The 20,564-nt window shown below is 42.8% G+C and carries 19 protein-coding genes; all 19 read right to left on the reverse strand.

Translation table 11 applies throughout. The annotated features are described in order from the left end of the window. Positions 1–109: 109 nt before the first annotated feature. The 19 genes from CO692_RS16575 to ligA all read right to left on the reverse strand — a co-directional run bounded on the left by CO692_RS16575 (position 110) and on the right by ligA (position 20,559). Positions 110–574, reverse strand: a complete 465-nt coding sequence (locus CO692_RS16575; protein WP_005225994.1) for a SprT family protein — start codon at positions 572–574, stop codon at positions 110–112. After that, positions 571–2,757, reverse strand: a complete 2,187-nt coding sequence (locus CO692_RS16580; RefSeq protein ID WP_096742758.1) for a Tex family protein — start codon at positions 2,755–2,757, stop codon at positions 571–573. Before CO692_RS16580 ends, CO692_RS16575 begins: the two co-directional genes overlap by 4 nt. A 136-nt stretch (positions 2,758–2,893) precedes the next feature. After that, positions 2,894–3,628: a metallophosphoesterase family protein gene (locus CO692_RS16585; protein ID WP_077454530.1), complete on the reverse strand. Its 735-nt coding sequence runs from the start codon at positions 3,626–3,628 to the stop codon at positions 2,894–2,896. Between the two features lie 164 nt (positions 3,629–3,792). Next, positions 3,793–4,164 carry a VOC family protein gene (locus CO692_RS16590; protein WP_042890720.1) on the reverse strand — a complete coding sequence of 124 codons (372 nt, stop codon included), beginning with the start codon at positions 4,162–4,164 and terminating at the stop codon, positions 3,793–3,795. A 22-nt stretch (positions 4,165–4,186) separates the two neighbouring features. Beyond that, positions 4,187–4,600 (reverse strand): DUF1149 family protein, encoded by a 414-nt coding sequence (locus CO692_RS16595; protein ID WP_077454532.1) that lies wholly within the window; start codon positions 4,598–4,600, stop codon positions 4,187–4,189. Positions 4,601–4,692: 92 nt separating this feature from the next. Further along, positions 4,693–5,745, reverse strand: coding sequence for a SepM family pheromone-processing serine protease (locus CO692_RS16600; protein WP_077454533.1), 1,053 nt, complete (start codon positions 5,743–5,745; stop codon positions 4,693–4,695). After that, complete coding sequence (gene coaD, locus CO692_RS16605) at positions 5,735–6,229, reverse strand: pantetheine-phosphate adenylyltransferase (RefSeq protein ID WP_005231326.1); 495 nt, start codon at positions 6,227–6,229, stop codon at positions 5,735–5,737. Before coaD ends, CO692_RS16600 begins: the two co-directional genes overlap by 11 nt. Position 6,230: 1 nt before the next feature. Continuing rightward, the gene (gene rsmD / locus CO692_RS16610) at positions 6,231–6,785 is read right to left on the reverse strand and encodes a 16S rRNA (guanine(966)-N(2))-methyltransferase RsmD (RefSeq protein ID WP_096742759.1); all 555 of its coding nucleotides are present in this window, start codon (positions 6,783–6,785) and stop codon (positions 6,231–6,233) included. Positions 6,786–6,885: 100 nt separating this feature from the next. After that, positions 6,886–7,230: a YlbG family protein gene (locus CO692_RS16615; RefSeq protein ID WP_077454534.1), complete on the reverse strand. Its 345-nt coding sequence runs from the start codon at positions 7,228–7,230 to the stop codon at positions 6,886–6,888. Next, entirely contained in the window at positions 7,217–7,645 is a 429-nt protein-coding gene (locus CO692_RS16620; RefSeq protein ID WP_096742760.1) for a YlbF family regulator, read from the reverse strand. Before CO692_RS16620 ends, CO692_RS16615 begins: the two co-directional genes overlap by 14 nt. Next, positions 7,632–8,762 carry a CAP-associated domain-containing protein gene (locus CO692_RS16625; RefSeq protein ID WP_096742761.1) on the reverse strand — a complete coding sequence of 377 codons (1,131 nt, stop codon included), beginning with the start codon at positions 8,760–8,762 and terminating at the stop codon, positions 7,632–7,634. Before CO692_RS16625 ends, CO692_RS16620 begins: the two co-directional genes overlap by 14 nt. 15 nt (positions 8,763–8,777) lie before the next feature. After that, a complete protein-coding gene (locus tag CO692_RS16630; protein ID WP_096742762.1) occupies positions 8,778–12,206 on the reverse strand; it encodes a pyruvate carboxylase in 3,429 nt (1,142 codons plus the stop codon). A 22-nt stretch (positions 12,207–12,228) separates the two neighbouring features. Next, positions 12,229–13,392 carry an FtsW/RodA/SpoVE family cell cycle protein gene (locus CO692_RS16635; RefSeq protein ID WP_077454538.1) on the reverse strand — a complete coding sequence of 388 codons (1,164 nt, stop codon included), beginning with the start codon at positions 13,390–13,392 and terminating at the stop codon, positions 12,229–12,231. A gap of 2 nt (positions 13,393–13,394) precedes the next feature. Next, positions 13,395–13,694, reverse strand: a complete 300-nt coding sequence (locus CO692_RS16640) for a YlaN family protein (protein WP_077454545.1) — start codon at positions 13,692–13,694, stop codon at positions 13,395–13,397. 369 nt (positions 13,695–14,063) lie between these two features. Continuing rightward, complete coding sequence (locus tag CO692_RS16645; protein ID WP_081118589.1) at positions 14,064–15,098, reverse strand: diacylglycerol kinase; 1,035 nt, start codon at positions 15,096–15,098, stop codon at positions 14,064–14,066. 10 nt (positions 15,099–15,108) lie between these two features. Further along, on the reverse strand, positions 15,109–16,539 hold the full coding sequence (gene gatB, locus CO692_RS16650) for an Asp-tRNA(Asn)/Glu-tRNA(Gln) amidotransferase subunit GatB (RefSeq protein WP_096742763.1): 1,431 nt from the start codon (positions 16,537–16,539) through the stop codon (positions 15,109–15,111). Next, on the reverse strand, positions 16,536–18,008 hold the full coding sequence (gene gatA / locus CO692_RS16655) for an Asp-tRNA(Asn)/Glu-tRNA(Gln) amidotransferase subunit GatA (RefSeq protein WP_096742764.1): 1,473 nt from the start codon (positions 18,006–18,008) through the stop codon (positions 16,536–16,538). Before gatA ends, gatB begins: the two co-directional genes overlap by 4 nt. Next, the gene (gene gatC, locus CO692_RS16660; RefSeq protein ID WP_005225977.1) at positions 18,008–18,313 is read right to left on the reverse strand and encodes an Asp-tRNA(Asn)/Glu-tRNA(Gln) amidotransferase subunit GatC; all 306 of its coding nucleotides are present in this window, start codon (positions 18,311–18,313) and stop codon (positions 18,008–18,010) included. Before gatC ends, gatA begins: the two co-directional genes overlap by 1 nt. Before the next feature lie 215 nt (positions 18,314–18,528). Next, positions 18,529–20,559: an NAD-dependent DNA ligase LigA gene (gene ligA, locus CO692_RS16665; RefSeq protein ID WP_096742765.1), complete on the reverse strand. Its 2,031-nt coding sequence runs from the start codon at positions 20,557–20,559 to the stop codon at positions 18,529–18,531. Positions 20,560–20,564 lie beyond the last annotated feature (5 nt).

Raw genomic sequence — 20,564 nt, forward strand, 5'->3', positions numbered from 1 at the left:
TAATCCTCTTTTCTCAAATCCGCGTCGTAAAAAAACGCGTGTATTGACAAATATCAGGTTGTCACACGACCTACATTATCATACAAAATGAAAAAAATAGCAACGAGTTTTATTTTTCGACTTGACTTTTCTCATCGTTTCCTATTTCTAGCAAACGTCCACGACATTTTCCACAAACATATTTTTTGATATCCACCCGTCGCTGCCGCCGAATCTCGCAGCCGCAATTTTGGCATCGATAGCGATGTTTGGCTGTCCTTTTGGCAGGAGGTGCATAACGCAAGCCTCCCGTTCTTGCCAGCAATGCTTTAAAGGCAGGATCTTGGTGACGGTGACCAAGACCTGCTAAGTGCAAATGATAATGACACAATTCATGCTTGATAATGCCGATAAAAACCTCCATCCCGTGTTCTGTGAGCATGGTTGGATTGAAATCCAAGTGGTGATCACTTAGATGGTAGCGGCCACCGGTTGTTTTTAAGCGAGAATTAAACACCGCTCGATGAGTGAATGGTTTGTTGAAAACAGACAGCGACAGCTCTTCCACCAAATGCTGCAATTCTTGTTGGGTCATTTTGCATTTCCCGGATCGACCATGGTTAAACTGATACGGCCTTTTTTGACATCTACTTGCTCGATCCAAACGGTTACGACATCACCGACGGAAACAACGTCTTTCGGATGCTTTACAAACGAACGGCTCAGCTTCGACAAATGCACCAGTCCATCTTGTTTGACACCGATATCGACGAAAGCACCAAAGTCGATCACATTTCGAACCGTTCCCTTCAGTTCCATTCCCGGTTTTAGGTCCTCCATACTCAGCACATCTTTTCGCAATAATGGCGCTGGCATTTCATCACGCATATCGCGTCCAGGCTGCATTAACGCCTTTAAGATATCCGTGATGGTTTCTTTCCCGACTGACAATTTTGCGGAAAGCTCTGCTGGGCGTAGTTGGGCAAGCTTCGCTTTATTTTCTTCCATTTGCTCTTTCCCTAGCTCCGCTAAAGAAATACCCGCGATCGCCAAAATTTCTTTGGCAGTGTCATAACTTTCTGGATGGATCCCGGTATTGTCCAAAATGACTTTTCCGCCAGGAATCCGCATAAAACCGATCGCCTGTTCATAGGCCTTTGGCCCTAAGCGAGGGACTTTTTTCAGTTGATTTCGCTGCGTAAATACCCCGTTTTCTTCTCGATAAGTCACAATATTTTGAGCGGTCGTTTTATTTAGACCAGCCACGTGCTGTAAGAGTGCCGCACTTGCGGTATTGACATCAACGCCTACTTGGTTGACGACTGTTTCAACGACAAAATCCAATTGTTCGGCTAAGCGTTTTTGTGAGACGTCATGCTGATATTGCCCGACGCCCACCGATTGTGGATCAATTTTGACTAATTCTGCCAGCGGATCTTGCAGACGGCGACCAATACTGATGGCACTGCGTTCTTCCACTTGCAGATCAGGGAATTCTTGCCGGGCGATCGGACTGGCCGAATAAACAGAAGCCCCTGCCTCATTCACGATCACATAATATACTTCTTGATCGATCAATTTTAATTGTTCAGCGACGAATTGCTCTGATTCCCGACTCGCCGTCCCATTACCGATTGCGACCATCTCGACTTTATAGGTTTGCAATAAGCGACGAAACGCTGGTCCAGCCGCTTCTCGCTTATTCATAGGCGCTGGTTTATGAGGATAGATCACTTCGATCGCTAGTACTTTTCCTGTCTCATCAATGACTGCTAGTTTACAGCCTGTACGATACGCTGGATCAAAACCTAAAACGACTTTGCCCTTTAGTGGCGGCTGCAGCAACAGATTGCGAAGATTTTCGCCAAAAATCGCAATGGCTTGTTCGTCGGCTTTTTCTGTCAATTCGTTGCGGATCTCTCGTTCGATGGCTGGTGAAATAAAACGTTTCAGCGCATCAGCAGCTGCAGCTTCAACAAAACTGGCTGCGGGTGAATCACTATTTGTAATCAGTTTACGCCGTAGGTAATCCATGATTTTTTCTTCATCTGCCACAAGTGCGACCTTCAAGATGTCTTCTTGTTCCCCACGATTGGTGGCTAAAATTCGGTGGGATACCATCTTATTGATAGGATGCTGGAAATCGTAATACATTTCGTAAACGCCTTTTTCATCTTTTTCAGCATTTTTGACCGTGCTTTGATACAGCCCTTTGTTTGTGTAATAGCTGCGGATCCAACTACGAAACTCTGCAGTGTCACCAACACCTTCTGCAATGATCTCGTGCGCGCCTGCTAAGGCATCTTCTACAGTAGGAACAGCATCACTCAAAAATTCGGCCGCTTTTTCTTGTACGTCACCTGCTTTTGGGAAGCTTAACAGCCACTGAGCAAATGGTTCCAAGCCGTTTTCTTTAGCGATCGTCGCTTTGGTGCGTCGTTTTTGTTTATAAGGACGATACAGGTCCTCGACGGCCTGCATTTTTGTCGCAGCTAAAATCGCCTGAGATAGTTCAGGCGTTAGCTTTTCTTGTTCTTCTATCAAACGCAAAACCTCTTGCTTGCGTTTCTCTAAGTTTTCTAAGTACTGGTATCGCTCTTCGATTTCTCGAATCTGAACTTCGTCAAGTCCATTCGTCATTTCTTTACGGTAGCGGGCAATAAAGGGGACGGTATTTCCTTCTTGCAATAACTGCAACACCGTACTGATTTGTTTTTGGGTAAAAGCGGTTAATTCTTGTTTCACTAAATCAAGTACCTCTTGATTCATTTCTGCCATTTGTTCTCACCTTTCCTTTGTTGCTTTTGCTATTTTAACATAAAAAAGACAGCCATTGAGCGAACAAGATTGCACGAAAACAACGTTGCTTTCGCGACTCTTGTTATGGCTGCTTTTGTCTTTCCAAAAAAGACTTTTAAAAGTCTGGTTGCCAAGGGCCTGCTAAATTTTGGTATTCGATGTCCTGAACGATCCCTTTCTCATCAAAAATCACGCCATGCACCGATCCACCAAATACTGCCCCGCCATCGATGCCGATTTTGTCATCTTGTTGCCAAAGATCCGTCGTCTGCATATCTCCATGCAGCATCGGCGTGATGGTATGACCAAAAACGATCGTTTTTCCTGTACGGTTTTTTCCTTTATGAAATGGCTCGCGAATCCAGATAAAATCGTGGTCAGCGGTCTTCCGCCAATCTTTTTTACTTAAATCCACGCCCGCATGGACAAAAAGATACTTCCCCCATTCGTAATAAAGCGGCCGCTCCATCAAAAACTCTATTAAGTCTCCATATCTACTTCGGATCATCAAGGCAATTTCCGTTGGAGAATACTCTTCAGTAGCTCCTGAATGTAAAAGACTTTCAATCGTTTCTTTGCCGCCATTGCGTACGTAGGCGGCGAACCAATCCTCTGGGGCATTTAGAAATTGCAGAAAATACTCTTCATGATTGCCACGTAAATAAATCGCTTGATGTTCTTCAACTAATTTCTTTCCGAGCATTAAACACTCTTTGGACTTTGGTCCTCGGTCATTTAGATCACCAATCAAAAGCAACTGATGGATTTTAGGATCATATTCCGCAAGAAGACTTTTAAAAAGATCGGCCATTCCATGAATATCACTGATTGCATAGAGATAGTTTTGCATAGTCATTCCCTCCTTAAAGGCAATTGAGTCTCTTATTATCAATTTTAGCCCTTTGGCTGCAAAATGTCTTGCATTAAAATCAAAAAACAATCATTCGTCTTGAACGGTTCGACAGCATAGAGTCGGGTTCATAAAGACGAATGATTGATTACGATCGGTAAAACCTATTTTCCTGAAACAGCAAAATAATTGCCATCCGGATCGGCAAAATTGAAAACCAGCTGTTCTTCCATCTGAATCAATTCGCCGACTTCTGCTTCCATCTCTAAAAGTTTTTTATAGAGAGCTGTAATATCCTCAGCAAAAAACATGATCGATGGGGAATTTAATGCGACTTCAGGTGAGTGCGTTTCGATGAACTCACGGTCATATAAGACAAAATGAGCCTCTGCCTCTTTTGATGGCGCGATTTCGACGACGGATGTTCCATCAACGGTTTGTTGTTCAATGATCGCAAACCCTAGTTCTTGCCAAAACTCAACTGCTTTCGTCACATCATCGACGTATAGCATCACTTGCATTTGATTGGAAAACAATGGGCATCCCTCCTATTTCTCGTTATTTGTCTTCTTCCTTCGCTTCTTGCGCAGCATTCGAATTGGTATTAAAGTTCAATTGTAAACCTGGTTTGTCAGTTACGATCTCTGTCACTTCATAAGTCAAGCGTTTGATGATATCAAACAATGGTTCCACCAAGCGGTCAGTTTCGGCTTTTGTTAGATCTTCTCCGGAATTGACTTTACGATTCAAAATATGATTGACCTGTCCGACACGTCCTGACAAAACATAATCAGGGAACACCAATTGGAATTCTAGCCGAGCGCCAATAATACTATTTTTTTCCATATATTCTTCATCTTTGACTTTTAACGGCGCAAAGCCGACATTCAATTTGGTTTCCATTTCTTTGTCTTTCGGTTTCATATCGAAATGATATGCTTCAACGATCGGTTGTTGTCTTTTTAATTCCACTAGATTCACACTCCTTATCTAAAAGTATAGCATAACCTTTTCTTTGAGCCTACTGTATTCTTTAGACAATAAAAAAAACGGCGAGTGCCGTTTTAATTTGCTTCTTTTAGTGTTGCTAGATAATCCAAAGCATCTTGGACATTGGCGATCGGAACGATTTTCATATCCGTGTCTAACTTCTTCGCTGCTGCCACTGCCTCTTCATAATTTGTTTTGATGGAAGGATCTATTTCACGCTCTTCGTCAGTGATCTCATCATCTGGGGCAAAGAAGATTTCTGCACCACTTTCACTGGCACTCGCTACTTTTTTATCGATCCCACCGATTCGACCAACGGTTCCGTCAGCTGAGATCGTTCCTGTCCCAGCTATGTTGTGGCCTTTACGTAGGTTATCTCCGGTCAACTGTTCATAAATTTCAAGGGTGAACATCAAACCAGCGGAAGGTCCTCCGATATTGCCAGAATCGATCACGATCTCTTCATCAGAAGTGATCTCTGTATGATCGACGAGGGAGATGCCGATACCGGCTTTTTGATTGCTCTCCAGTTCAATTAGTTTGCCCGTTGCTTCTTTTTCTTCGCCATCTTGCAAGTAAGTCACGGTGATTTCATCACCAATGGTTTGACTTTGGACGTAGTCGATAAAATCTTGACTGCTTTTAAATTCTTTACCGTTGACTGCGGTGACGGTATCTCCAACGGATATTTTCCCAGCAAAGCTGGAATTTGGATCGATCCCCATGACATAGACCCCTTTATAGGTCATTTCATAAGGTAAGTCTGCCAGCTTTAATGCTTGCTCAATCGCACTATTTTGCGAGGATTCCATATAGTAACGTTGAATGCGGTTGTACTCCTCATCTGTCGCACCGCCTAAAAGTTCTTCCTCACTGATCAAGTCTTGGAATTCATTGAATTTCGTTCCAATCGCTGTGAACACGGTAGCTTGTCGAATCCCAACACTGGTCAAAGAAAAGGAGCCGGCTGAGGTGTCTTCTTTTTGATTGACGGTAATCAGCTCTTTTAAATCGATCGTTGCTCCTGGTTGCTCGATATAATAGGGAATCGGCAAAAAAGCACAAGCTGCGATGATCAGCGCTAAAACAAACAGAAGAAGATATTTGATCGTTGATTTAAGATTCATTGGTATCACGCTTCTTTACTATAGCATCGTAGATATTTTGAGGTAAATATTCGGCAACATCGCCGTTAAAGGTTAAGATTTCTTTCAACAAACTGGAACTGATGAAACTGTGTTTTGCGTCTGCTAAAAGAAAAACGGTCTCTAATGAGGGTTCTAGGTGATGATTCATCTCCATGATGTCCCGCTCATACTCATAATCTTTCACACTGCGAATGCCTCTAAGCAGAAACTGGGCGCCTAGTTTTTTCGCGATCGTGACTGTCAGCTCCGTTTCTTGCGCCAGAATCTTGACGTTTGGAATATGAGCGAGGGCTTCTTCAATTAGATGAACTTTTTCTTCACTTGTAAAAAAACTTTTTTTATTGGTATTTGTAAAAACACCGACGATCAGTTCATCAAAAAGCGTGGCTCCTCGCTCGATCAGGTCAACATGACCGGACGTCAATGGGTCAAAACTTCCTGGAAATAAAGCAATCTTTTTCATGTTATCCCTCATTTCTATAGATCGTCACCGCAGATATGCCATAGGTTTGGGCGCGCATCAAATGCAAAGAACCAATCTTTTCTGGCAAGGCGATGGACTTATCTGTTTCGCAAACTACATAAGCAAACGGACGAATCAATTCATCCTTCAGCATAGCTTCTAGCTGTTGCAGAATCTCTTGCTTTGCGTAAGGTGGATCTAAAAATAGATAGTCAAAACTTTGTCCCTCAGCTGCAAACTGGCGTAAGGCTTGATTGGCATCCATTTTTAGTACCATGAACTTTTCTGGTTCTTTGGTTATTGCAATATTTTCACGGATCACTTTAATAGCTGGAAAACTACGGTCGACACAAACGGCATGATCGGCTCCCCGAGAGACCGCTTCGATCGCTAAGCCCCCGCTCCCACTAAACAGATCCAGTACAACTCCTCCATCTAAATATTGCCCTAACATGTTAAAGATCGCCCCTTTTACTTTGTCTGTCGTGGGGCGAGTGTTGTCTCCAGCGAGACTTTTTAATCTGCGGCCACCATATTCTCCGGCTACTACACGCATGCGTTTTTCCCTCCAAGATCTTCGTAAATACAAATATAGCACTGTTTCTATAAATAGCAATAAAAAAATGGCGGTGACTCAAGGCACCCCCACTTTTTTATTACACGTTTTCTGCCAATCGAATCATCGTATTTTTTTCTTCGATATCAAACCCTTCATCTTTCACTGGATAGGCTGCTGAAGTACCAATTTTTTCAGCAAAATCCATTTCGACATCTGGTCGATAGGAAGCTTCAACTTGTCGAACAAAGTGAAACTGCTCGATTTTTGCTTTTTTGCTTTCGTATTCTTCTTCGTTCAAATACATGACCACGTATTTCATCTTACGTGATACATAATGAACAAAACCAAAACGACGCAAATTTTTTAGTTGGCGTAGGCTGTAAACCCATACGATCAATCCTCGACGCTTTTGCATCGTAAAAGGCTCTTTATCCTCGTGCATGACAATTTCCTCCACAACTTGATTTTGATTGAAAAAAGGGACTCCCAGCGTCCACTTTGACAGAGGGAGAAAAACAAGTAGAGATCGCCACAGTCAGTTCATCCAGCAAACGCTGTAGTTGTGTTTCACTCCAGCGATACTCACTTACTTGTTCATTAAGATCCAACTGCCGCTTGGCTGTGCGCAACGCCCGTTTTTTTTCTTTGAAATCAGGCGCATACTCACCGTAAGCTTCAATTCTTTCAAAATCCAGCTTCTTTTCTAAAAACGATCGCATCAATTCCTGAACAACAGGATCTTGATACATAATTGTTTTCGCTTTTTGATAGGTTCTACACGTTTCACTTGCTTTGATCGCCATCACAAGTGAATCGATTTGATCTTCAATCTCGAAAAATGCTTCATCGTAAATCATCTGACGTACTATCCTCGGTCCCTTCCACATCTTCTTGCACTAAGACTACCATATTTGCTTCAGAAAAAGCAATTCCTATCTTTTCTGATTGTTCATAGGTCAGATGTTCAGCAAATCTTGGGTTACTAAACCAAGACAAAATCGTAAAAGTCGGATCGTAAACAGGCGCTTCGAAGATCGAAGCAGATGCTTCCAATTCCTTATCCGCCAACAACTCTCGCCACTCGTCGTTCGTTAAAACAAAATTACTCGTTTTTTCTGAAGAAAGAGCGCGTTGATAAGAATGGATTCGTTGAGAAGTCAAATAGTCTGATAGATTATTCGTCAAATCAAATAAAAGTCCAGCTGCTTCTTGATGTGTTTGGGTATCCTGTGAGAAGCTTTCTAAGCCGATTTGCTGGCGAATTTTATCGATGATAACAAACGCCAGGGTCTCTTTTTCAAGGTTGGCTTGGGCTTGGTCAATTGTTTGCGAAACTTGAAACAGCGGTCGCTGTCCTTCCGTCAAGGGATAAGGTGCCAGTTTAAGTAGCGTGGTCTGATCCAAGTAAGTAACGGCTTGCAGTTGGGCAGTCTCCTGATCGAAGAACAAAACAGCAAAAGTCCCGTTGTCAAAAGCCACTAATGGACGATAGTTCATATCTTCTTCCATCAATTCGAAACTGATCGCACGATCATTTTGTGTCAAGGTAAAGTTAGGATAAATCATGGTCAACTCCGTCAAGTCAGTCAAGGTCATGCCCATCGTAAAAGGTGCCAGGGAAGAGCCCCCGGCGCCGATTACTTTGATTGCTTGCACACTTTCACCATCGGTATTGATCTCAACATACTGTTGATCGTCTAATTGATTGTAGACCCGAATTTCAAACTCGTAGCCCGAGCGATAGGTTTGAATGGGAAGACCGTAGACTTCTTCAAAATCCGAAACAGGCTCCCCAATCATTTCAGCTAATCCTTGGGCTGCGATCGGTTCGTAATTCATGGTTGTTGGCGCTTTGATTGGGTTTTCGATCGTCATTCTTGAATCTGAAGCGTTTTGCATGAATACTGGCTGCAAATACACGATTATTAGGGCCAGGACAAATAAGCCGCAAAACAATAATCCTCTCCGCTTCATCTGTGGATCGACTCCTTACTTCTCTTTGACTTCAATCAAAAGGTCTCCTGACTGAATTGGTTCACCATTGGTTACATACACATGTTCAACCACACCTGAGAAGCGAGCTTCGACAGAAGTTTCCATCTTCATTGCTTCCGTGACCATCAAGGTCTGTCCACGTGCCACTCGGTCGCCTTTTTTGACTAATACTTCTAAGACTGAGCCACTCATGGAAGCACCAATCTGTTCTTTATTCGTTGGCTCCGCTTTACGTTTTGTTTGAACAGAGCTGATGATAGAGTTGTCCTTAACAACGATTTCTCGACGTTGACCGTTCAAGTTAAAGAAGAGGGTCCGGTTACCTTCAATATCTGCCTCACCGATCTCATCGAGACGAATAATCAAGATTTTGCCTTTTTCTAATTCAACATTGATCGTTTCACCTAAGCGCATGCCGTTAAAGAAAGTTGGCGTATCAAGAACTTTCACATCGGCAAACTGTTCATAAGCTTTCCGATAGTCAAGGAAGACTTGCGGATACATCAAGTAGCTCAAGACTTCTTCATGTTTTGGTTCATAGCCGATTTTCTCTGCTAGTTCTTGCTTCACTTCAGCAAAATCAACTGGCTTCGCAAATGTTCCGGGACGTTCTGTAAAAGCTGGGCGTCCTTTTAAGATAATGCGTTGCAATTCTTTCGGGAAACCACCAACTGGCTGACCTAACTCACCTTGGAAGAAGGTGATCACTGATTCTGGGAAGCTCAATGTATCGCCTTTTTCAAAAATATCTTTTTCTGACAAGCCATTTTGTACCATAAAGAGTGCCATGTCACCAACGACTTTCGAAGAAGGTGTCACTTTTACGATGTCTCCAAACATCATATTGACTTCATGATACATTTCTTTGATTTCATCCCATTTTTCGCCTAAACCAACGGCTTTGGCTTGCTGCTGAAGGTTGGTATATTGTCCCCCCGGCATTTCATGCTTGTACACTTCCGTTTGAGGTGCGTTCAAGCCATTTTCAAAGGAATGATAGTACATGCGGACATCTTCCCAGTAGTGGTTCAACTGTTGGATGTTGTCTACATTGATTTCTGGGCAGCGTTCGCCGTTCAATAGTGCATAATACAAACTACTCATACTTGGTTGACTTGTTGCGCCACTGACCGCTGACATAGCGACATCCACGATGTCAACACCGGCTTTGGTAGCTGCTGAGTAAGTAATGATCCCATTTCCACTGGTATCATGGGTATGCAGATGAATCGGCACATCGATCGTATCCTTTAGCTCACTGATCAAACGATAAGCTGCTTGCGGTTTTAATAATCCAGCCATATCCTTGATAGCTATAATATGGGCACCAAGATTTTGCAATTCTTTCGCCATATCTTTGTAGTATTGTACTGAATATTTTTGACGGGTCGGATCATTGATATCCCCTGTATAACAAATCGTTGCTTCTGCAATTTTTCCTGTATCGCGAACGGCTTGAATACTTTTCTCCATTTGTGGAACCCAGTTCAAACTATCAAAGATTCGGAACACATCAATTCCTTGCGCTGCAGATTCTTTGATGAATTCTTCCAATACATTGTCTGGATAATTGGAATATCCCACAGCATTGGAGCCTCTGAACAACATTTGCAACAAGGTATTCGGCATTTTTTTCCGGAACATCCGCAATCTTTCCCATGGATCTTCTGTTAAGAAACGGTAGGCAACGTCGAACGTTGCTCCGCCCCACATTTCACTTGAGAACAATTGTGGCAGACCCGCTTCTGTCATCGCGGCAATTTTCTTAAAGTCATGGGTTCTTACACGAGTTGCTAACAAGCTTTGATGGGCATCTCGGAAGGTTGTATCCGTCAGCAAGACGTTCTTTTGTTGACCGATCCATTCAACGACTCCCTCGGCACCTTTCGTATCTAAAATATTTTTGGCGCTGACGAAATCTGGCGTTGCTTGGATGTGTTGTGGCATCCGTGGTTCATTGTAGAAAGGTTTCTTTTGTTTTTCGATTCCCGGGAATCCATTGATCGTGATTTCACCGATATACTTCATGGTTTTGTTTCCACGGTCACGAATCCGAGGGAAATTGAACAGTTCTGGCGTATTGTCGATAAAGGTGGTTTTGGCTTCACCTGAACGAAAGGCTGGATGAGAAACAACATTACGCATAAAGAGAATGTTTGTTTTTACACCACGTACTCGGAATTCTTTCAGACAGCGCATCATTTTTTGAATCGCTTGATCAAAGGTTGCCGCATGTGTACAGACTTTTACAAGCAGCGAGTCGAAATAAGGGGTTACCACCGCACCGGCGTAAGCATTTCCGACATCCAAGCGAACCCCAAATCCACCTGGAGAACGGTAAGTATCGATCTTACCAGTATCTGGCATAAAATTATTGGCTGGATCTTCCGTTGTCACCCGACATTGAATCGCAACACCCTCAAAGCGAATGTCTTTTTGTTCAGGAATCCCGATTTCTTTATGCAAGTCTTTGCCTTGTGCAATCAAAATTTGCGTCGTCACGATATCTAAATTGGTGATCATTTCAGTGATCGTATGTTCCACTTGAACCCGAGGATTTACTTCGATAAAGTAAAATTTGTCGCCTTCAACTAAAAATTCCACTGTTCCGGCATTGATATAGCCAACATGCTTCATCAGTTGAACGGCAGCTTGACAAATTTTTTCCCGCTGTTCAGCCGTCATTGACACACATGGTGCCACTTCGACTACTTTTTGGTGACGGCGCTGAACGGAGCAGTCACGTTCAAATAGATGGACGACATTTCCGTGCTTGTCCCCTAGAATTTGAACTTCAATATGTTTTGGATTACTAATATATTTTTCAACATAAACTTCATCACTACCAAAAGCCGCTTTCGCTTCACTTTTGGCGCGTTCGTAGCCATCACGTGCTTCTTTTTCGTCATGAGCGACACGCATACCTCGACCACCACCGCCAAGGGCTGCTTTGATCATGATCGGATAGTCATGTTCGTCGGCGAATGCTAAAACGTCGTCAATCGATGCTACTGGGCCGTCAGATCCGGGAATCGATTGAATCCCCGCATCGATCGCCGCTGCTTTTGCTTTGATCTTGTCGCCAAAAATATCTAAGTGGTGAGTGGATGGTCCGATGAAAATCAAACCTTCTTCTTCACAGCGCTGCGCAAAGCTCAGGTTTTCTGATAAAAAGCCGTACCCTGGATGAATCCCTTCGGCCCCGGCTTTTTTCGCTGTGCGAATAATATCTTCAATGTCTAAATACGCATCGATCGGTCGTTTGCCTTTCCCTACTAAATACGCTTCATCTGCTTTAAAGCGATGGACGGAGTATTCATCCTCCGCAGCATAAATACCGACTGTTTTGATTCCTAACTCCGCACATGCGCGGAAGACACGAATCGCGATTTCTCCACGATTGGCAACAAGAATTTTCTTCATCTAATCCACTCCATTCAATTGATCAATAATTCAAATAATATTGTTTCCTCTTTTCTTCGGCACTGATATTTAATACAAAACCAATACAAATCGACAGCATCAGCAAACTTGATCCTCCCTGACTTAGAAACGGAAATGTGATTCCCGTCAATGGGATCAAACCAGTGATCCCCCCTAAGTTGATAAAAATCTGGGACATAAATAGAGCCCCTATGCCGATACACATCATGGAATTAAAGGGATCTCTTGAACGAATACCGACAAGAAAGATCCGTCCCACCATATAAAATAAAACACCTAAAATGATGATCGATGGGATCAAGCCTAATTCTTCCATAACGATCGAAAATATATAATCGGTGTGCGCTTCGTTTAAGAAACCACGTTTTTGGATACTATTTCCAAGTCCGCGTCCGAAAAGCCCACCGTTGAACATTGCGTAATACCCATTGACCATTTGATGACCAGTATCGTATTCATCAGCAAACGGGTTCAAAAAGGATGAAAAGCGACTGTAGACATACGCTGGCAAAAGCTTACCGCCGGTTAGATTCACAAATAGGACGATCAATGCGCTACCAACGATGCCTGCCACGCCTAATATCAAGGTATACAGGTAATTCAGACCACTAGATAATAAAACGACAAAAGCCAGTAACATGACGATCACGGCATTCCCAAAGTCTGGGTAAAGTGCCATGATCCCGGTATAGACGAAAACGATTCCGATTGGGCGCCAAACCGTTTTCCAAAACTCCTGTTGAATGCCTTTTTGCCGATAAGATAGCGTCACAGATAAGAACCAAATAACAATAAACTTCAAGTACTCAGCTGGTTGAATGGAAAAACCAGCAATCGACAACCATCCTAGTGCCCCATTTCTTCTTGGAAAGAAGAAAGCAGCGATCAATAAGAATAAGATCACGATCATGGCGATCTGGACAAATTTTTTGTTCCGAAAAACATCCGTTTTCATTTTATACATGACAGTGATCGCTACTAGACTCAACAACCAAAAAATTGCTTGATTGATGACATAAGAAGCAGCTGTAGTTGGATTTGTAGCAGTCATCGCGACGTAGGACGTGGAGCTATAGACCATCATCAAACCCGTGACACACATAAAAATATACGGCAAGAGAATACTATAATCTAATAAATGTCTTTTCTTTACTTTTTCTGGCAAGTTTATGCCTCCTTGCCGATTTCAGGTGTCCGCTGGTCTTCATAGACCTCGCTGTACAATTGGTTCAAATCTTTTTCAAGATCCGCCATCAATTGTTGTCCTGTTTGATTATCGACGATCCCCAAGCGGATCGCAAATGCCACTTGCCGTGATAGACCATACATCTGAGTATCAACCACTTCTTCAAATGCTTTGCATTGTGCGATACATAAACTATTTTCTTGGTTTCGGATCAGCTTTTTGATTCGTTCTGCGTCATCTCTCAGCAGATCAAGCGCTTTTGTAGAATCGATTTGCTCCATTCCGGTCCCCCCATTTCTTCGTTTCACCATTATAGCATATTCTCCTCCGCTTTTGCATCCTTAGATTGCATAGAAATACGGAAATAACGAACTTTAATGAGCATATATTCTTAACGTTCGTTTTTTTAGGATAGAATGTCCTTTTTTCGTAATTTTTATTCGTTTTATCTTTGACTGCCTTAGACACTTTCGTGAAACAAACACATTTCGTGAAACACCGTTCGAAAAACGTCCTTTACAAAAATTTAAGAAAAGCTGTTCTATCAACTTTCCGAAAAAATAATCCTATTACTTTTTCCACAATTCATTTTAAAAAAAGAACAGGTCCAAAAGTCCCTGTTCTTCCACTTTGCATGAAAAGAAAATCCTTTACTGTGTTTCGTCGCCGATTTTGCCATCGCCATTTATGTCCTCATCGGAAAGACGTTCGACTTCTTTAATAAATCCTTCGCTCATTTCTTGATAGTTCTGCTCACCTACGACCGCATCATCAGGGATTTGATCAACATTTGCAAAAAATTCGATATGATTGTGTAGATTTTCAAAGCGCATAGGAGCATCTCCGCCATATTCACCATCAAGGTTGATCATTAAACGATTAACCTGTTCTGGCGCGTCTACTTCAAGAAAAGATGTCTTCGTATAAATCAGACGACGATCGTTGATGTGCTTGCCACCATTCATCATCAAAGCGACTAAATGGACGATCTCAAAAATATTGGCTGTTTTGACAATAATCAGTGAAAACTTCCCATCGTCAAGCTTAGCGTCGGGGGCAATCTGTTCAAATCCCCCTACTGAATTCGTTAGTCCTAAAAAGAACATTGAGGCTCCGCCAATGTATTCTCCGTCTTCATACTTTAGATGCATTTTGATTGGTTTGACGCGGGGCAGTAATTCGGCTCCTTTTGCTAGATAAGCTAAGTAGCCAAAAACACTTTTCAACTCAGAAGGAACATCATAGGTCAGTTCCGTTAAGTGTCCACCAGCAGCAATGTTGATAAAATACGTATTGGGTGTTTTTCCGACATCCATCTTCACCGTCTGCTGTTTTAAAATCACTTCCGCAGCTGCTTTGATATCGGTCCGAGGAATCTTTAGTGCACGTGCGTAGTCATTGGTGGTTCCTCCAGGAATAATCGCCATCTTCGGGCGTTTTTCTAATGGAGCGATTCCGTTGACGACTTCATTGATCGTACCATCGCCACCGGCCGCTACCACCAAATCAAAACCAGCTTCACCGGCTCTTCTTGCTTCATCACGGGCGGAAAATGGTGCAGCGGTCGTGGCAAACGCACTCGCCTCATAACCGCCTCTTTCCAAAACATCTAAAATATCTGCTAAATTTTTTCGAATCAATTCTTTCCCAGATGTCGGGTTATAGATTACTCTTGCTCTTTTCATCGCTTGCCTCTTATCGCTTTGCTAGTTCTTCTTGCAACAGCTTGTTCACAACGCCTGGATTCGCTTGTCCTTTGGTTGCTTTCATGATTTGACCAACTAAGAAACCAACTGCGCGGTCTTTTCCGTTTTTGAAGTCATCGACGGATTGTTGGTTGTTATCTAGTACTTCATTGATCATTGGTAGTAATTGCACAGGATCTGATAATTGGATCAATCCTTTGGCTTTTACGACTTCTTCAGCGTCGCCGCCGTTTGTGATCAATTCTTTGAAGACTTTTTTCGCAATCTTCGAACTGATCGTGCCATCGGTGATCAAACGAATCATTCCCGCTAAATTATCTGGTGTCAATTTCGTTTCTGGCAGTTCCAATTTCTCACTGTTCAGATACGCTGAAACTTCACCCATCAACCAGTTAGAAGCTTGTTTGGGATCCGCACCGGCATCAATGGTTTTTTCAAAGAAATCGGACATTTCTTTTGATAAAGTCAAGACCATTGCATCGTATTCTGGTAACCCCAATTCAGAGATGTAACGAGCCCGGCGTTTTTGCGGCATTTCTGGCAAGCTTTGACGTACACGTTCGATCCATTCATCATCGATCACAAACCGTGGGATATCTGGTTCTGGGAAGTAACGATAATCAGAAGAACCTTCTTTGACACGCATCAATAATGTTTTGCTGGTTGCTTCATCAAAACGACGAGTTTCTTGTTGGATCTCGCCTCCAGAAAGCAATACTTTGGCTTGGCGTTTTTCTTCAAATGCCAGACCTTTTTTCACGAAGGACATAGAGTTTAAGTTTTTCAGTTCTGTTTTTGTTCCGAATTGTTCTTGGCCGTAAGGTCGCAACGAAATATTCGCATCGCAACGCATAGAACCTTCTTCCATTTTCACATCGGATACTTCTGTAAACAAGATGATTGAACGCAATGCTTCTAGATACGCATATGCTTCTTCTGGTGAACGCATATCCGCTTCGGAAACGATCTCGATCAAAGGGGTTCCTTGACGATTTAGATCAACATAAGAATAACCGCCTTTGCCGTGCATGTTTTTCCCGGCATCTTCTTCCAAATGAACTCGCTCGATGCGGATTTTTTTCTTTTTACCTTCCACTTCGATCTCGATCCACCCATCATGACCGATAGGTTGATCGAATTGTGAAATTTGATAGGCTTTTGGATTATCAGGATAGAAATAGTTTTTGCGGTCGAAATGCGTTTCTTTTGAGATTTCACAATTCAACGCAAGCGCAGCTTTCATCCCAAATTCGATAGCCGCTTTGTTCATTACTGGTAAAACACCTGGATAGCCCCAGTCAATCACATTCGTGTTGCTATTTGGTTCAGCGCCAAAGTGAGCAGGTGCTGGAGAAAAAATCTTTGATTCTGTTTTTAATTCTACGTGGACTTCAAGCCCAATGACTGTTTCGAAGTTCATGCCTTATCCCCTCCTAAAATCACTGGTTTTTTCGTGTGGAAATCAGTTGCTTGTTCAAAGGCATAAGCCGCTTTATACATGGTTGCTTCATCAAAATGTTTCCCAATGATCTGCAAGCCGACAGGCAGTCCTTCAGAAAAACCTGCTGGAATCGACATCCCTGGCAGTCCTGCTAAATTCACAGGAATGGTTAAAATATCATTCAAGTACATAGTGATCGGATCATTGATATTTTCTCCAATACCAAATGCTACCGTTGGGGAAGCTGGGCCAATGATCAAGTCGTATTGGCTGAAGACCTTATCGAAATCTTGTTTGATCAACGTTCGTACTTGACCGGCTTTTTTGAAGTATGCATCGTAGTAGCCAGCACTTAGTGAAAACGTACCTAACATGATCCGACGTTTTACTTCTTCCCCGAATCCTTCACTGCGAGAATTAACATAGACATCTTCTAAATTGCTGACATTCTCTGAACGGAAACCGTAACGGATGCCGTCAAAACGTTGCAAATTAGAACTTGCTTCTGAAGAAGCGATGATATAGTAAACAGCTACCCCATACTTTGAATGTGGCAAGCTGACTTCTTCCACGGTCGCTCCTAACGCACGGAAAGTCTCTGCAGCTTTTAAGATCGCTTCTCGGACGCCCGTTTGAATTCCTTCGCCTAAGTATTCTTTCGGCAAAGCAACTTTCATGCCTTTGATATCACCAGTCAAACCTGCTGTAAAATCAGGAACAGCTGCCCCGGCTGACGTACTATCTTTTGCATCAAACCCACTGATGGCATTTAATGCGATGGCATTGTCTTTCACACCACGGGTCATTGGACCAATTTGATCTAACGAAGATGCAAACGCGATCAAACCAAAACGAGAAACCCGTCCGTAGGTTGGCTTCAACCCGACGATTCCATTGAAAGCTGCTGGTTGGCGAATCGAACCACCCGTATCGCTACCTAATGATAAGGGGACTTGTCCCGCTGCAACTGCAGCCGCCGAGCCACCTGATGAACCACCAGGTACTTTTGTCTCGTCCCAAGCGTTTTTTGTTTTCTTAAAGAACGACGTTTCCGTACTCGCCCCCATCGCAAATTCATCCATGTTTAACTTACCTACTGGAATCATGTCTGCTTGGTAAACTTTGTCCATGACGGTTGCATCGTAGATTGGGTCAAAGTTGCCTAAAATTTTAGAAGCAGCTGTTGTGCGTAGATCTTTGGTAACAATGTTATCTTTGATCCCAATGGGAATCCCTGCCAACACATTGCTTTCAGTGATACCTTTTTGATCGATAGCTTGCGCTAACGCATGGGCTTTTTCTTCGTTCAATGCAAGAAACGCATCGACTTTTGGCTCTGTTTCTTTAATGCGAGCAAAGGTTTCCCTCGTTAGATCTGTCGCAGTAATTTCCTTTGACACTAATAAGCTATGCAATTCTTCTAAGCTTTTATTATATAGTTCAGTCATTAGGCACCCGCCTCCCCATTGTCAATGATTGCAGGCACTTTAATAAAGCCTTCTTCGGATTCTGGAACATTTTTCATTAATTCATCACGGTCCCAGCCGCCGGTCGTTACATCTTCACGCATCACGTTGATCGTTTCTGCTACATTCGATGTAAAGGGTACTCCTGTGGTGTCCACTTCTTCAAGTGTTTCAACCATATCAATAATTTTTCCTAGCTGAGAGGTAAACTCATGTAATTCATCGTCTGAGAATGAAAGTTTTGCTAGTTTGGCAACGTGTTTGACTTGTTCTTCGCTGATCGCCATAAAATCCTCCTCTTTCTCGTATCCGTAATCTACGTTTACGTTTTTCCAATGTATTGTATCATTTTTTTAACAAATCATGAAATAGAATTTGAAAATTATCAAATATAATTGCAAATAAAAGCAGAAATCATTTCTTTCCTCGGATTGCAGGGAAGAAATGATTTCAATTAGACAAGAAGAAACAACTGCTTCTCGTCTGTGACAATACTTAACAGTTATTGATCTGCCGAATGACTGCCTTCGATCGCAGCCACCATTTGAGCTTCATCCCAAACGGTAACGCCTAGGGACTGTGCTTTGGTCAGTTTACTGCCAGCCTCTTCCCCGGCAACAACGATATCAGTCTTTTTCGACACACTGCCTGTTACCTTCCCACCGAGATTTTCAATTCGTTCCTTGGCTTCTTCGCGGGTGAAATGACTCAATTTCCCTGTCAAAACGACGGTTTTCTCTTTAAATGGCGACTCCACTTCTTCCAATTGATCCGTTCTCAGCCCTAGATAAGCAAAGTTAACACCCGCTTTTTCAAGTTCATCTAAAAGGACGTGAACTTCTTGATTGTCAAAATACGTAACGACACTTTCCGCAATTGTAGCACCAATGGTTTCCAACGAAATGATCTCTTCTTCTTTGGCTTTGCTAAGGGTTCGAAGATCACCAAAATGTTCCGCTAAAATCCGAGCCGCTTTGGCACCAACATGACGGATGCCTAGCCCGAAAATTAAGCGCTCAACTGAATTTTCTTTGCTTTGATGGATGGCACGCAAAAGGTTATTAGCTGATTTCTCTTTGATTTTATCGAGGGTCAGCAATTGTTCTTCTGTTAAAAAGTACAAGTCGGCCACATCTTTGACTAAGGATTTATCGAACATTTGCTCTAAAACACGTGGCCCTAAACCATCAATATTCATAGCGTTTCGGGAAACAAAGTGGCTTAACCCCTCTTTGATCTGCGCTGGACACTTCGGATTGATACAACGCAAGGCAACTTCTTCATCTAAATGGATCAGCTCACTCCCGCATTCGGGACAATGTGTAGGCGATTCAAAGGGTTGACTTGCTTCCGTGCGTTTTTCTTCCAAGACTTTCGCAACCTCTGGAATAATGTCCCCCGCCTTATAGATGATGACCGAATCGCCAATGCGAATGTCCTTCATTTTAATGAAATCTACATTATGCAAACTGGCACGGCTGACCGTCGTTCCGGCAACCCGGACAGGGGTCATAACAGCGGTCGGTGTCACAACACCCGTTCGTCCCACGGTCCATTCGATCGTTTCGATCACTGTTTCCGCTTCTTCCGGTGGAAATTTATATGCCGCCGCCCATCGGGGTGCTTTTACGGTAAAGCCTAGCGCATCTTGATCTTTAAAATTATTGACTTTGATGACAACACCATCTATCTCGTAAGGAAGCTCACTGCGCTTGTCATGAAACTCTTCGATATATGCCCATACCTCATCGATGGTGTGGCAAACTCTGCGTTCGTGATTTGTACGAAAGCCTAATTGATCTAATTCATTCAATGCCGAAAATTGATCATTGGCTTCAATCGGACCAAAATCAGCCAGTGTGTACAAGAAGGTGCTTAAGTTTCTTTGGGCTGCGATCCGTGTGTCTAATTGTCGCAAGCTTCCAGCAGCTGCATTTCTCGGATTGGCGAAAACTTCCACCCCTTCTTCTTCTCGCTGTTGATTCAACTTCAAAAACGAAGCCTTTGGCATATAGCATTCGCCACGAACTTCCAACGAGATTGGTTCTTTTAATTTTAGTGGGATCGATTTGACGGTCTTTAGGTTTTCTGTAATGTTTTCACCTACCGTACCATCCCCTCGAGTTGCTCCCCGAACAAAGCGCCCTTCTTCATATTTTAATGAGATAGACAATCCATCGATTTTTAGCTCGCAGACATAATCTACCGCTTTCCCCAATGCTTTTTGAACACGGGCATCAAAAGCCACGATTCCTTCTTTATCAAACACATCGTTCAAACTATAAAGTGGGATATCATGGGTGACTTTTTCAAAGCCAGGTAAAATGATGCCACCTACTCGTTGGGTGGGCGAGTCTTCGGTTACTAGCTGCGGGTAGTTGGTTTCAGTTTCAACCAGTTCTGCATACAGCTGATCATAGATATAATCTTCAACAGAAGGTTGATCTTTTACATAGTATTCGTAGGCGTACTGATTTAATTGCGTACGCAGCTCTTCTGCTCGTGATTGGATTTCTTTTGAAGGGACATCCATCCTAA

The organism is Enterococcus sp. FDAARGOS_375, assembly GCF_002393265.1.
GTDB classification, from domain to species: Bacteria; Bacillota; Bacilli; order Lactobacillales; family Enterococcaceae; genus Enterococcus_D; species Enterococcus_D innesii.